Raw genomic sequence first — 12855 nt, 5'->3', positions numbered from 1 at the left:
CTAACTAAAACTATGTCCTTGTATTTGAAGGAAGACGGAACTAGTGACGATTTTTTTCTTTGCTTGCAGCATTTCTATTTTTTGTATGTATTTAAGGTTCTCCAAGAAGAAGCTTCCTCTGGTTAAAGTGGCGCTATTGGTTTCGGCGATGTGTCATGTTTTTATCATGAAAGAATACGGTGGTGACCTTCAGTTTATACGTTTTGTTTCTTCACTGTTTTTTGCGATTAACTTTGGGTTATTTGTGACCACCAAGTGATATGAAAAAGCCGATGTATCTACATCGGCTTTTTAGTGGGTTATTTCTTTCTGCGGGTATAAATGCGTGAGGTGGTTTTTGGCTCCTCAGGCTTGGCTTTTTCTTTTGCCAGTTTTAAGACCGCTTTTTGTAGCATCAAGTTGTTTGGGTAAGTGATTAGGTTGCCGTTGTCGTGCTTGATCAGCACATGGAACATGCGGATTTCCTGAATCTCACCACTGATGTCTTCGTCTTTATCCACGACTTTAATTCGATCACCGACGCGGTACGGAAAGACAAAGAAGATCAAAAAGCTTGCTGTGATGTTACTCAGAATCGACCACTGCGCGATGAAAGCCACCCCCAATACCGCAAAGATAGACGATAGGAAGAGTGACACATCGCCATAACCAATGCCGGTTACGATGGCGAAAAGCGAAGCAAACAAAAACAAGAACGCGACGTTGAAGCAGCGCTGAATAAAGCTCAAGCGCGCTTTGTTTACGCCTTTAGCTTCTGCCAAATTCTGGATCGCACGGTTGGCGATTTTCTTGAGCAAGCGATAAGCGATCAGAATGATGACGCCCATCAACACTTTATAACCGATAGAGCCAGCCGTGAAATACTGACTGATTTGCTCTAAATGCATCCAATGATTCATTTCTTCAACTCGAGAATATTAAGAAGGCGCGTGTTATAGCCGATTTTGGCTCGCAAGTAATTAACTATTTTAGATGCAGAGGAATATTAGTGTTGAACAAATTTTGACCGACATCTCAGTTCCGAATTGAGAAGAGATGAACTCTGATATCTGGTGCGTTGGCTGCTGCTAATCTAGAAACGTAACTTAAGAGCGTTATGGAAAATGGTAGGGATGCGATGGAAGAAGATGAAAGGGCAATCATGGGATTGGTGGTTATTGTCGGCTTTGTGTTGCTTTGGATATTCCTCGAAGAGTTTGGCTACTTTGGATTACTGACCATCAATAAATAAGCCCCGCGAAACGCAGTGTTCAACGGGGCTTTGATTTTCTTTTTGTGCGGTTTTAGCTCACGGCGCGAACTTTACCTTGCTTCAAGTCATTCAGCACTTGCGATTTCGGACCATCAGCAATCACGCTGCCTTTTTCCATCACAATCACACGATCAACGATGTCGAGCATTGAGGTTTTGTGCGTAATCAAAATCAGCGTTTCACTTGGCTTTAACTGCGCTAATTGATGCTTGATGTGCATCTCTGAACGGTTATCCATTGCGCTGGTTGGCTCATCCATTAAGAGCACTGGAGGGCGACCCAAGAACGCTCGTGCAATCGTCACAGCTTGACGTTGACCACCAGACAACATGCCGCCACCTTCGCCCACTTGGCGCTCTAGACCCGCAGGATCCGATTGAGTAAAGGCGGTGACACCAGCGCGGTTGGCGGCGTCTAATACGTCGCGATCATCTGTGAGCGGACGGCCTAGGGTAATGTTGTCGCGAATAGAACCGAAGAACAGATTCGAATCTTGCGGTACACAACCGATATTGCGTCGTACGTCCACATGGTGAAGTTGTTCGATGTCCGTGTCATCAATACGCACGTGCCCCTCTGTCGGCTTGTATAGGCCCATTATCAGGCGTTCTAGCGTGGTTTTACCCGAACCAATACGACCGATGATTGCGACTTTTTCACCTGGATTAATCGTTAGGCTTAAATCACGAATCGATGCCACTGGCGCATCTGGGTAATGGAAGGTCACACGGTCAATCTCAATCTTACCTTGTACGATAGGACGGTGAATGTAGCGTTTACCTTCTTCTTGCTCGTCTGGCATTTCCATCACTTGGTTAATGATGGTCATTGAAGACTTAGCTTGGTTGTAGCGTGTAGACAACAATGAAAGCTGAACCATAGGGCCAATCGCACGGCCACTCAACATGGTTGCTGCAATCAAGCCACCCATCGTCAAATCACCATTTGAGATGAGATACACACCCAGAATGATCATGCCGACGTTACTACTTTGCTGAACAAAGCCCGCTGCGTTTTGAATGCTGTCGGTGATGCGACGGCTCTTGATGTTCCAGTTTGCCATGTGCGCCACTGCCTCTTCCCAACGGTATTGGAATTGGCTTTGTGCACTTAGCATTTTCACCGTTTCTAAGCCAGATAAGCTCTCAATCAAGTTGGCGTACTTTTGTGAAGCAAGGCGAGAACCTTCTTCAATCGAGCGGCGCAGTGGACCTTGAATCAGCGCCGAGTGAATCATCAGAATCACCACACCAATCATTGGCACGTAAACCAGATCGCCCGCCATTAGCCAGATAATGACTAGGAACAAAATCGCGAAAGGTAAGTCGATTAGCGCACTCACGGTTGCGGAGGTGAAGAACTCACGAATCGATTCGAACTCTTGCAAGTGGCGAGCAAACGCACCCACTGAAGGTGGTTTGGACTCCATTCGGATGCCCATGACTTTGCTGAACAGCTTTGAGGAAATCAAGATGTCGGATTTCTTACCCGCAACATCGATAAAATAGTTACGCAGTGATTTGAGCAAGAAATCAAATAAGAACACCACGAAGATACCGCTTGCTAGCACCCATAGGGTTTCAAACGCGAGGTTGGGTACTACTTTGTCGTACACCAAGCGAGTGAACATTGGCGCAGCAATAGCGAAGATATTGATGAGGATAGAAGCGATAAGCACATCACGATAGATGCGTTTCGATTGCCACAAGGTTGACCAAAACCAGTGACCTTCTTTGGTTTTGAGCACTTCGGGAGAGCGCTCGTCATAACGGAATTGCTTTTTAACTAAAAAATAGCGACCAGTGTACTGCTCAAGTAGGTCTTCTAGAGGAATGGAGATAGGCACCATTCCGCTTTCTAGGGTGGTGATTTCAGCTTCTTTCTTCTCAACGTTAATGCTGTTGAGAACGCAAGAATCGCCACCTTTTAGAAGTAAGATAGCCGGCAGAATCAGACTCGAGATCTGGTCTAACTCTGCACGGTTTTCCTTGGCAACCAATCCGGCCCTTTCCGCCGCTCTTGGTAGCAGAAACGGGGTAAGCTTGCCATCAGAGAGCGGAAGGCCGTTGATCAGCGCTTCCGGTGAGTTGGCTAGCCCGTAGTATCGGCTAACGTAAATGAGCGAGTTCAGTAAAGGGTCTTTCATCCTTGGTATACCTTTTCTTATTCCTTGTCGACGATGAAGCCTTGGAAGACTTCAACAAAGTGCTCGGTGAGGAAATCCAACTGAATCTGTGTTTCAACACGCGATGCAATCGTCGTAATACCCAAGTTGTGAGCGGTACGAGAGATTGAGGTCAGAGTGAATTTCTGTTTCTCATCGTGCAAGTTGTGCGTAAATAGGTAATCCAACTTCACGTAATTCGGGCGGAATTCCTGAATGTACTCAAGTGACTGGAAGTTACGACCGTAGTTATCAACACCGAATTCTGCACCTGCTTGACGAATCGCGTTACACAACAGCGCTGTGTGGTGCGGATGGTCAATGAAACACGCTTCAGGAAGCTCGAAATGCAGCATTGGGGCAACTTTTGAGTGCTTCTCTAGCATGCTGGTGGTCCAACGAATGAACGATGGTTGAGACAAGCTGCTTTGCGCAATGTTGATTGCCACTGGCTCTTTTAGCTCGCCGCTTTCTAGCATCTTGATCATTGATTCAATAACGTATTGGTCGAAGATGTTGGTTGCGTCTAGCTGCTCAAGAGCAAATAGGTATTGGGTCGCACGGTAGGTCTCACCATCTTTTTCGATGCTTGAGAACACTTCGTTGTGGAACACTTTACCCCAGGTGTTTTTCGCAGACTGGAAGCGGAATTTAATCCAATCACTGTGAATCGCTTCTTCAACCAGCGCTTTCCATTGCTGTTTACCCATAAGGTTAGAAGTGTTTTCACCACCCACGAAGCCGTACGCTTTGTCTGGTTGCGCTTTCGCTTTCGATAGCGCGTTATCCACCATTGATAGGACTTCAGTACGCGTTTTCTGATCTTTACTGTGTGCCACACCCAGTGATGCTTTTGGCTTAGCAAGGCCGGTTGGGTCGGTGTTAAGGCCATTCACACAGTTGACGATGCTGTCAGCCAGAATGCGCAGTTCGCTCTCATCCATGTGCGGGAATAGAAGACCAAATTCGTCGCTTGATAGACGAGCAATGGTTGCTCCCGGAACGTCGATGGTGTTTTTCAAACGTTGAGACAACTCTTTCACGTGGGCATCAGCGCGTTGGTAGTCTTTTGTCTCGTAGATATCACCAATGTATTCAGCATGGAGTAGCGCGATACCCCCTTGCGTTTGTTCTGCTAGCCATTGGTCAACTTGGTTGATGTAGAACGAGCGGTTACCTAGTTTGGAGATTGGATCTAGGTAAGCTTGAGCACGCAGACGCTGCGCCTCTTTTGCCTGTTCTTTAAATGACAGTTCGATTTGTGCCGACATCGAGTTAATGCCGTCAACAACTGCAATCAAATCTTTAGTTTTAGGACGAGCCAGTGGGTCACCAAACTGGTTGTTGGCAATCTCGTGCATTTTCTTCACGATGGCTGCTAAAGGTTTGAGTGAGCGACGTAGGATGTAAGAAATCGCCATTAGACCGGCTAGGAAGATAACGCCAAATGCCGATAACAGGCGAATAAAGCCTTGCCACAATTGCTCGTAGGCTGCGCCTGGGTGGCTGATGATTTCCACCTCTGCAAGCTGCATCCAACCACTGGTTACCACGCGTTTGTCGTGAATTGCCTTGAATAGATTCAAGTCGATAAACCACTGCGGAACGTTACTTGGCTTGATTGGGTACGAGCGTACGATTTGGTTATCCGAATCTAACGCGGTGAGACGTACGACAGAATAAGTACTGCCATCGAACAATGCATTAATCACAGATTCGACCGCGACCTTATCTTTGTCTTTCAGATAAGGTGCTAGCGCCAAACCAACGGTATTAATGGTGTTGTTGACCTCTGAACGTTGCTGCTGCTCTAAGCTGTCTCGAGTAGTGTTGAACTGGATTACGAATACTGATGCCATCAAGAGTATAAAGACCGTAACCATTCCCACTACAAGCTTCTTATATAGGGTCATGTTTTTCACTCGTCATAGTTAATTTTAGGTTTTTTTAACTGCAACTTACGTTCGCGCGAGCGTAAGTCATTCCAAAGACTCAAACGTGAGGCTTTTCCTGCTAGCTCTCCAACGCCAGCAGAAGACTTCATAAGCCATAGGTTTGAACCGTTAAAACTGTATATCGGTAGCAAATCGCTACGTCTGGAGGCTCGAACAATCTCTGGGTTGAGGTTGTCGAGGATGAGAGGCTCCGAACTTGGGGTTGGGTAGTAGGCTAATACCATGTGAAACTGATTCAGTTCGATGGCTTTAACGTAGATCAAACGCATCTTTGAATCCGGTATACCGAGCTCAAGTAGGGAAAAGTATTTGGCGATGGTAAAGTCTTCACAGTCGCCGGCATTACTGCCCAAGAACTCGAGTGGTGTCGCCCAATAGTCTTTTTTACCCCACAGATCTATATCGTCAACGAAGTAAAGTTGGTTGAAAAAGTCGTTAACGCCTGCAAGCTTCTCATGAGTCTCCAATGTTTTGAAAAAGTCGATGTTGTCTCGCCAAGTTTTGACGCGCATCCCAGCGCGCTCACCATAGACTGAAGTGACCGTATCGACCCATCGTTGTTCCTTGCTGTTTAACGCGCCAATTTGGAACGAAAGACAACCGATGCTGATTAATAATGTAACTTTACGCTTCAATCTGGGTGGCATATTCGACTCACATCACAAGTGTATTCTTCCAACGGGCTCGTCAGTGAGAAATAAGTGCTTTCTATTTAACCACTTATCGACGCTAAACGACACATCGGGCATACCTTGCTGACACTTACTCCTTCAGTGCGTTGGTTTTGGCACTCAAAATTGGCTTGAGTAAGTATTCCAAAACGGTTCGCTTCCCTGTGATGATATCGACTGATGCCGTCATACCCGGGATGATTGGCAAGTCTGCATCTTGTCCAAAATTGGTTTTATCGGTGCGCACGCGAACAATGTAGAAGCTGTTGCCTTCTTCATCTTGCGTAGTATCGGCACTGATGTGTTCCAATTCCCCTTCAAGTCCGCCGTACTTAGTAAAGTCGTACGCGGTAAATTTCACGATAGCGTGAAGATCTGGGCGCAAGAAGGCTATGTCCTTCGGTGCGATCTTCGCTTCAACTAATAAGGTGTCTTCGGTCGGAACGATTTCGACAATGTCCATACCGGGTTGGATAACGCCACCTACCGTGTTGACGTTCAATGTTTTGATGGTGCCTGTTACCGGAGATACGACAACAGTACGATTTACACGGTCTTCTAGGCCAACCGCCGACTCGACTAACGAAGACAGTTGGTCTTGAGTACTATTCAGTTTTTCTTGTTGTTCAGAGCGGAATTTCAACGCAACATCAATACGATTAAGCATGGATTCGCGAATAGCGGATTTGAGCACAGGAATCTTCAGTTCGCTAGAAGTCATTTCACGGCGAGTATCGTTAACTTGACGTTGAAGTTTCAACAGTTCGATACGAGGTACCACGCCTTCATCTGCGAGCGGTTTGGTGATATCCAGCTCTTTCTTCGCGTAACGGTAGCTCTGGCGCAGGTTGCTTACACGCGCTTGGATTTCCACCAAATCTTGTTGTTTCTGTTTTACCTGTTGGTCGATAACCGAAATTTGGCTACGCAAATTGTCCAAGTCTTCACGGTATTCCGCTTTTTGACGTTGGGTTAGGCGAGGTTGGTTTTCTTCTAGAGTTGGTGGGAAAGTCAGTTTGCCGTAATCCAGCACCACGTTTTGTTCCCAGTTGCTGTTATCAAACTCGCGATTGACTTCCACGCTGCTGATTGAGGCGGAAAGTTGCAATACCGAAGCGGTTAAGTTCGCTACTTGTTGTTCACGTTCACGGAAGTCAGAACGAAAGCGTGTGTCATCAATCAGCAATAGTTGCTGACCTTTTTCAACTTGTTGACCTTCTTTAACTAAGATCTCTTTGACCAAGCCACCTTCAAGGTTTTGTACCACTTGGATTTGAGAAGATGGAATGACTTTGCCTTGGCCGACGGTGACTTTGTCGATTTGCGCCCAAGACGCCCAACCAATGGCTGCAACAAAAAACAGCACCATGACCCACAGCATTAAGCGGGCGCTACTTGGCGTGTTTAGGAGCAATGCGGCGGTCTTGTCATCGACAAAGTCCAACTCATCGTTGCTAAGTTTGTTGTAGTTGTCTCGGCTCATCACATTCCTTGTTTATAAAGACGGTTTATCTTTTTGATCTTATTATTATTAGCCAACCATGTCAGCATGCTCGGCGAATAAAAATGTGTGAAAGGGGTAAGTGCCCCTTATTTACTGTGCCTTGAACTTTGTTTTGTCCAACTGATGTTTTTTTAGTTTGTCGTACAAGGTTTTGCGCGACACTTGTAATTCTAGTTGAACCTCTTTGAGTCTGCCTCTATGTCGTTGCAAGGCGTCAAACAACAAGCAATATTCAAAGTGTTCTGTGCGTTGAGTCATACTTTGGATTTCAATACTTTTCTCATTGTTCCAATCTTCCATACGAAACGCATCAGGTTTTAATGCTCTCAATTCCGCAAACTGTCGTAGCTGTTTTATATTCTCTGGCCAATCGAGTTCTGTGACCATTCTCACCTCATCAAGGCTTATCTGTGGTGGTTGCAGTTGGTAACGGCTGGCGGAGTGGCGCACAAAGTGTTTGTATAAAGGACCGATATCTTCTCTGCGTTCATTCAAACTTGGCATGCGAATCAGCATCACCCGTTCTTCTATCCCTTTATCGACGCGATTGGCCGCGCCAAACACACGTTGTAATTTGGCATGCTGAAACAAGCATTGCCATTGCTTCGTCGAGATGTGCTCTGCGCTGTGTAAGTACAAACTACATTGGCTTTTGCCGTCTGTAAGATGATGTATGGCTTTGTCCAAGGCATCGAGTGAGAGTTCATATAAGTCCTCACCGGATGCGACAATCAGCTCACTTTCTGGTGTTGCATGAATGTCGTGAGCGAACTGAGCAGCTAGCCTTCGCCCTGTGCCATCTTCACCAACAAAAATCAGCGGCTGGTGGAGCGGGGCGCTGATTAAAGCTCGGCGAATATCGACCATGGCTTGGCTGTGACCAATCATTTTCGGTCCAACATGGGTTTGCATGTCGAGTTCTTTCTTCAGCCAGACGTTTTCTTGCAACAAGGTCAGCTTGTCACCTGCGTTATTGAGGGATTTCAGTAGTTGCTCTGTCGAAAACGGCTTTTCAAGAAAGTCATACGCACCACTCTTCATCGCCTCAACTGCCGTCTTCACATCGCCATGGCCGGTTAAGACGATAAATTGAAAGTGACTATTTTTGCCAAGCAGGGTCCTCATGAACTCCAAACCGTTCATCACTGGCATGTGAATATCAGTGATGATCAGTGCTGGGGAGTTTGGGTCAATCACACGCAAGGCTTCGACTGCATTGGGAAAGCAAGTCACGTCGATGCCCTCAATCAACAAGGCTTGAGTCACGGCATCACGGATGTGAGGTTCGTCATCGACAAAGAAAACAGGACTATGCATGTGAGTTTTCCTCTGCGTTATGAGATGACACTAAAGGCACGCTGACGACAAAAGTCATGCCGCCAGATGGTTGAGAGTGCGTATCCATGGAATGGCTAGCGCTATGATTGTAAGCACTGAGAGAGCCTTGGTAGCTTTCCAAAATCCGTTTTGAAATGGTCAAACCTAATCCGAGTCCTTCCGGTTTTGTGGTGAAAAATGGGTCAAATATTCTTGCTAACGCTTGTTCTGACATACCTGGTCCATTGTCGGAAACTAAAATATCGCAGTTGGTTTCGTCGCATTGCACGGCAATTGAAATTTGTGGATCGATACAATGCCCTTCCATTGCTTGAGCAGCGTTGTGGAAGAGGTTGATCAGCACTTGTTCAAGCTCCACGCTGTGAATCGCTAACCTCACGTTGTATTCGATGGTTGGCACTTTCAGTGTCACGCCTTGCTTGATGAGTTTGCTGCTTAGAATTCTCGTCGCGTTGTGTACGGCATCGTGTAAGACCGCCACTTCGTTGTGTGGGTTGTCGTCCGTTTTGCGTGTGAACACCTTTAAGCGTGCAATCACTTCAGCCATGGTGTCGTTGAGGGAGAGCATTTTATCTAAGTTGTCTGTCACCATCGGGTAGCGCTCCATCACCATCAAGCGTTGAGAGTTTTCGGTGTAAGTGCGTAGCGCTGCAAGCGGTTGGTTGATTTCGTGATTGATGCTAGCGGATAGCTCGCCAAGCAGCGCGAGTTTGGCCGCTTGAGTCAGTTCTTGTTGAGTCTGTTTGAGCTCTTGTTGGCTCTGCTCATATTGATGCACGGTTTGCTGTAATTTGTGGTTGGCTTGGCTGAGGACTAAGGTTCTCTCTGTCACCTTTTCTTCCAAATTGGCATTCACATTCGCGAGGCGTGCCTTGTTGACCAGCATTTGAAACCACGCCAAGGCAATTAAACCCACGAGCGCGTAGAGCAATAGGTAAACCACGTCCGCCTGCAATACAGCGGTAAGTACTTCTTGTTGGCTAATCAGTGCGACAACGCGAAAGCCTTTGTCGAATAAGTTGGTCGCGTAAGCAAGGTAGTTAGGGGAAACCAGTAGCTGATTGTTCTCAAACTGTGTTGCGCCACTTTGTCCGGTCAATTCGCCTCGGTATTGTGGCAGGGTATCGCCATATTGTTGAGTTTGATTGAGTTCTTCTTTCGCAGCTTCGGATAACGGGAAAAGCGCACGATAACGCCAATCGGGTAAGTTACTCATGAAGACGACATCGTGCACACCTGTAACCAGCAAGCCGCCATCGTCTTGTGCCAATCTTTGTTCTAACTGCTCTAGGTTCACTTTAACGGTAATCACGCCTGCGACTTTGCCCTCAACCCAAAGAGGGGACGAGAAGAAATAGCCGCGCTTATTTGAGCGTACGCCCAGTGCAACATACTGAGCTTTCTCTCCATTTAGGGCGTGCTGAAAGTAAGGACGAAAGGCAAAGTTAGAACCCACAAAGCTGTCGTCTTGCTGGTAGTTGCTCGATGCGATAACTAAGCCGGTGTTGTCGTGTACATAAATGGTGTCAGCAAGGCTTTGCGTTAGCCAATCGGCAAGCAATTTATTGAGGGACTCAGAACGCTTACCCACTTTAACGGCTTCAAGCAATCTTGGGTCATGACTGAGTAGATTAGGAATTTGCTCAAACTTAGCTAACTCATAATCGATCTCTTGTGCCACCTGAGAGGCTTGCTGTTTGAGATCCGATTGCCATTGCTGATGCTGGTACTTTGTCGCGTAGTGATGAGTTAAAACAAGCCCGACCATACCGATGGCAAACAGTATCAAGAGAAAATGGCGCAGGGCTTTAGGGTTCAGTAAGTTCACGATTGGCTCACCAGTTTTTAACGCCATGTTATCAAAAGGCATTTAACGATGTTGTGAGCCGCCGCGACAACGAGAAATCGATCTGCTTTTTAGAAGTAGTATTCTGCGCCGATAGAGAAGTAACTGTCGTTTTCTAGGTAAGCAATGGGTTCGTTACTGGACATGGAGGAAAGATAGTAACCTTCTGCTATCCATTTCCAGTGTTCATTGATGCGCCCAGAAGCGGTCAGTTTGTAGATGGGTGAAGTTTGCTCTAAGTCGAACAATCCAGACAGCAAAAACTCGGTATCTTGGATATCATTCGCTTGCCAACGCAAACCAAGAAAAGCATCGTTGCTGTAGATAGTAGGTGGCGCGTAAGTGCCTCTATTATCCCATGCGTATTCGGCGATTAAACCGAGAGTGCCTGGGCTAAAGGAAAAACCGTACACCGAATATTCAAACCCTGTGACTAGGGTAAAGTAGTTACTGCCTTCCCCTGATTTAAACGTCCCTTCCCATTTAAGTAAAAGGTCGTCTTGCGTCCATTGTAACTCGGTGCCGAGCTGGAATATTCGTGCGTATGAGGCTTGCCAGTCATTGGGACGTTCGACGAGCAAAGGTTCTCGGCTATTGCCGTAAAAAGCGCTAATGCCAACGTCTAATGCATCCTGCCAAAAACCAATCCGTATCGCGCTATCGAGGGTGTTCTCTCCATCAGAATAGATCGCATTATCGCCGACAGGCTTAATCAAGGTTCGACGTTGATCTGGTTCTCTAAACTTACGAGGTTGGTGGAATGGCAACAACAGCATTTGCACATCTCCCCAGTCAGGCAACCAACGCGCTTGAAGCATGGGTTGTCCCATTTTCTCTTCATACCCCAAGGCGATACGCCCATCATATTGATTTACTACGTTGACGGGTTGGTAGACTTCCGTGACACCCCAATAAACCACACCATAGCCAAGCAGCCATTCGATCGTTTCTCCCGCATAAGTAATATTGGCTTCGCGCAGATTGATGAACCCTTGTTCGGACTGAAATTCATATTCTGCATAAGGACTGAAGGTTGCTGCCCAGCCAGAATCGTTCCACCAGAGTAGACGAGGGGCAATAAGAGCTCGATTGGCGAGTGTGTCACAGCATTGCCCCGTTTGTGCCTCGTCTTTGTAGAGGTCTGCGGTTAACCCAACAAAACCTTCCGTCTGCCAATCGGTAAATCCTGTCGATGAGAAGGAAAGAGACAAACTGGTGAGTAGTAAGGTGCGCACTTTCCTCATCAGTTGTGCCTGTATGCGTTACGAAGCTGTTTGGGTTCAAACTGGCCTTGTGGAACGTCCACACCTAATGTCATGTTTTTCCATGACAATGAAGAGGAACGCTTGTTTTTTAAGTTGTCCATTTGAGCAAACTTCGGACGCCAGTAGCGTTGGTTATGTTGCTCATAATCGGAGAGGGTTAGCTGCTTAAACAACGTGCCTTTTCGGTCGTAGTATTCGATTTTTCGTGGTTGATAAATGTCTTGATCAATCCAAGCTACAAGTTTCGAGTAGCCCGAATTTTCGTAGCGAGGGAAGCAAGCCAACAGCCAGTAGCTTTGCCCATCTTGTGTTTTTTCTTCGACGAGCTCATAGCGATATTTGTCCAACTCCCACGAACTCATGTCTTCATAAGCAAACTCACTGCCCATAAATGGCCCTGAACGGTTGTTAGAAGAAATGCGTTTAACCCTTTTGATAGAAGGTAAAAACAGCCATTGATCATCCGCTTCGATGGCGTGGCTAAACGTAAGTAGGGCGGTACCAGCAATGTCTCGTGGCGCTTGGAAGTAAGTGATGATCTTATCGCCATCGTTCTCTTGCTCGATACCTTTGATCGTCAATTGTCTGCGTACTGTGTCGCCATTAGCTGCGACGATCGACATTTCCACGTCTGATGTATAGGAAATATATCCGGTATCTCGACTGATCATTTCCTTTGCTACATCGAACCCAGAGACACCCTCAGCGGCGGCCGTTGCTGAGAGTGTCATGAGCAATCCGAAAAACATCCTCATAGTTAACTCCTTGTTGAAGGACGAGTTTTGTTGTGCAAGTTACAAGAAATCAGACAGGGTTGAACCTGTACGAGTGGACAGTTTCAGCGGGTATTCGGACAGGAT

10 protein-coding genes are annotated in these 12855 nt (G+C 46.6%); 1 reads left to right on the top strand and 9 read right to left on the bottom strand.

Annotated elements, in window-relative coordinates:
• Nucleotides 1–299 precede the first annotated feature (299 nt).
• A complete protein-coding gene (locus H735_RS12470) occupies nucleotides 300–887 on the bottom strand; it encodes a mechanosensitive ion channel family protein (protein WP_020197831.1) in 588 nt (195 codons plus the stop codon).
• 209 nt (nucleotides 888–1096) lie between these two features.
• On the opposite strand from H735_RS12470, the gene H735_RS31895 reads away from it, so the two are divergent.
• Nucleotides 1097–1231 (top strand): hypothetical protein, encoded by a 135-nt coding sequence (locus H735_RS31895; protein WP_009706678.1) that lies wholly within the window; start codon nucleotides 1097–1099, stop codon nucleotides 1229–1231.
• A 52-nt stretch (nucleotides 1232–1283) separates the two neighbouring features.
• On the opposite strand, the gene H735_RS12460 is transcribed toward H735_RS31895, so the two are convergent.
• The 8 genes from H735_RS12460 to H735_RS12425 form a co-directional block, all read right to left on the bottom strand.
• Nucleotides 1284–3398 (bottom strand): type I secretion system permease/ATPase, encoded by a 2115-nt coding sequence (locus tag H735_RS12460; RefSeq protein ID WP_005435817.1) that lies wholly within the window; start codon nucleotides 3396–3398, stop codon nucleotides 1284–1286.
• A gap of 17 nt (nucleotides 3399–3415) precedes the next feature.
• Nucleotides 3416–5329, bottom strand: coding sequence for a bifunctional diguanylate cyclase/phosphodiesterase (locus tag H735_RS12455; RefSeq protein WP_027726837.1), 1914 nt, complete (start codon nucleotides 5327–5329; stop codon nucleotides 3416–3418).
• Between the two features lie 5 nt (nucleotides 5330–5334).
• Nucleotides 5335–6018: a transglutaminase-like cysteine peptidase gene (locus tag H735_RS12450; RefSeq protein ID WP_020197833.1), complete on the bottom strand. Its 684-nt coding sequence runs from the start codon at nucleotides 6016–6018 to the stop codon at nucleotides 5335–5337.
• Nucleotides 6019–6133: 115 nt separating this feature from the next.
• On the bottom strand, nucleotides 6134–7525 hold the full coding sequence (locus tag H735_RS12445) for an HlyD family type I secretion periplasmic adaptor subunit (protein WP_009706675.1): 1392 nt from the start codon (nucleotides 7523–7525) through the stop codon (nucleotides 6134–6136).
• Between the two features lie 111 nt (nucleotides 7526–7636).
• The gene (locus tag H735_RS12440) at nucleotides 7637–8863 is read right to left on the bottom strand and encodes a sigma-54-dependent transcriptional regulator (protein WP_020197834.1); all 1227 of its coding nucleotides are present in this window, start codon (nucleotides 8861–8863) and stop codon (nucleotides 7637–7639) included.
• Nucleotides 8856–10754, bottom strand: a complete 1899-nt coding sequence (locus H735_RS12435) for a sensor histidine kinase (RefSeq protein WP_020197835.1) — start codon at nucleotides 10752–10754, stop codon at nucleotides 8856–8858. Before H735_RS12435 ends, H735_RS12440 begins: the two co-directional genes overlap by 8 nt.
• Before the next feature lie 47 nt (nucleotides 10755–10801).
• Nucleotides 10802–11974, bottom strand: a complete 1173-nt coding sequence (locus tag H735_RS12430) for a hypothetical protein (protein WP_020197836.1) — start codon at nucleotides 11972–11974, stop codon at nucleotides 10802–10804.
• The gene (locus tag H735_RS12425) at nucleotides 11974–12744 is read right to left on the bottom strand and encodes an outer membrane lipoprotein-sorting protein (protein ID WP_027726838.1); all 771 of its coding nucleotides are present in this window, start codon (nucleotides 12742–12744) and stop codon (nucleotides 11974–11976) included. The genes H735_RS12430 and H735_RS12425 overlap by 1 nt, the downstream gene beginning before the upstream one ends.
• Nucleotides 12745–12855: the final 111 nt, after the last annotated feature.

Origin of the sequence: Vibrio owensii CAIM 1854 = LMG 25443 (assembly GCF_000817815.1) — a bacterium.
GTDB lineage: Bacteria > Pseudomonadota > Gammaproteobacteria > Enterobacterales > Vibrionaceae > Vibrio > Vibrio owensii.
The sequence above is the reverse complement of the archived record's forward strand: the minus strand, read 5'-3'. Positions and strand labels throughout refer to the sequence as shown.

Coding starts and splice junctions, on each gene's coding strand:
- H735_RS12470 (WP_020197831.1), bottom strand. CDS start 887: ATGCATTTAGAGCAAATCAGTCAGTATTTCACGGCTGGCTCTATCGGT.
- H735_RS31895 (WP_009706678.1), top strand. CDS start 1,097: ATGGAAAATGGTAGGGATGCGATGGAAGAAGATGAAAGGGCAATCATG.
- H735_RS12460 (WP_005435817.1), bottom strand. CDS start 3,398: ATGAAAGACCCTTTACTGAACTCGCTCATTTACGTTAGCCGATACTAC.
- H735_RS12455 (WP_027726837.1), bottom strand. CDS start 5,329: ATGACCCTATATAAGAAGCTTGTAGTGGGAATGGTTACGGTCTTTATA.
- H735_RS12450 (WP_020197833.1), bottom strand. CDS start 6,018: ATGCCACCCAGATTGAAGCGTAAAGTTACATTATTAATCAGCATCGGT.
- H735_RS12445 (WP_009706675.1), bottom strand. CDS start 7,525: ATGAGCCGAGACAACTACAACAAACTTAGCAACGATGAGTTGGACTTT.
- H735_RS12440 (WP_020197834.1), bottom strand. CDS start 8,863: ATGCATAGTCCTGTTTTCTTTGTCGATGACGAACCTCACATCCGTGAT.
- H735_RS12435 (WP_020197835.1), bottom strand. CDS start 10,754: ATGCCTTTTGATAACATGGCGTTAAAAACTGGTGAGCCAATCGTGAAC.
- H735_RS12430 (WP_020197836.1), bottom strand. CDS start 11,974: ATGAGGAAAGTGCGCACCTTACTACTCACCAGTTTGTCTCTTTCCTTC.
- H735_RS12425 (WP_027726838.1), bottom strand. CDS start 12,744: ATGTTTTTCGGATTGCTCATGACACTCTCAGCAACGGCCGCCGCTGAG.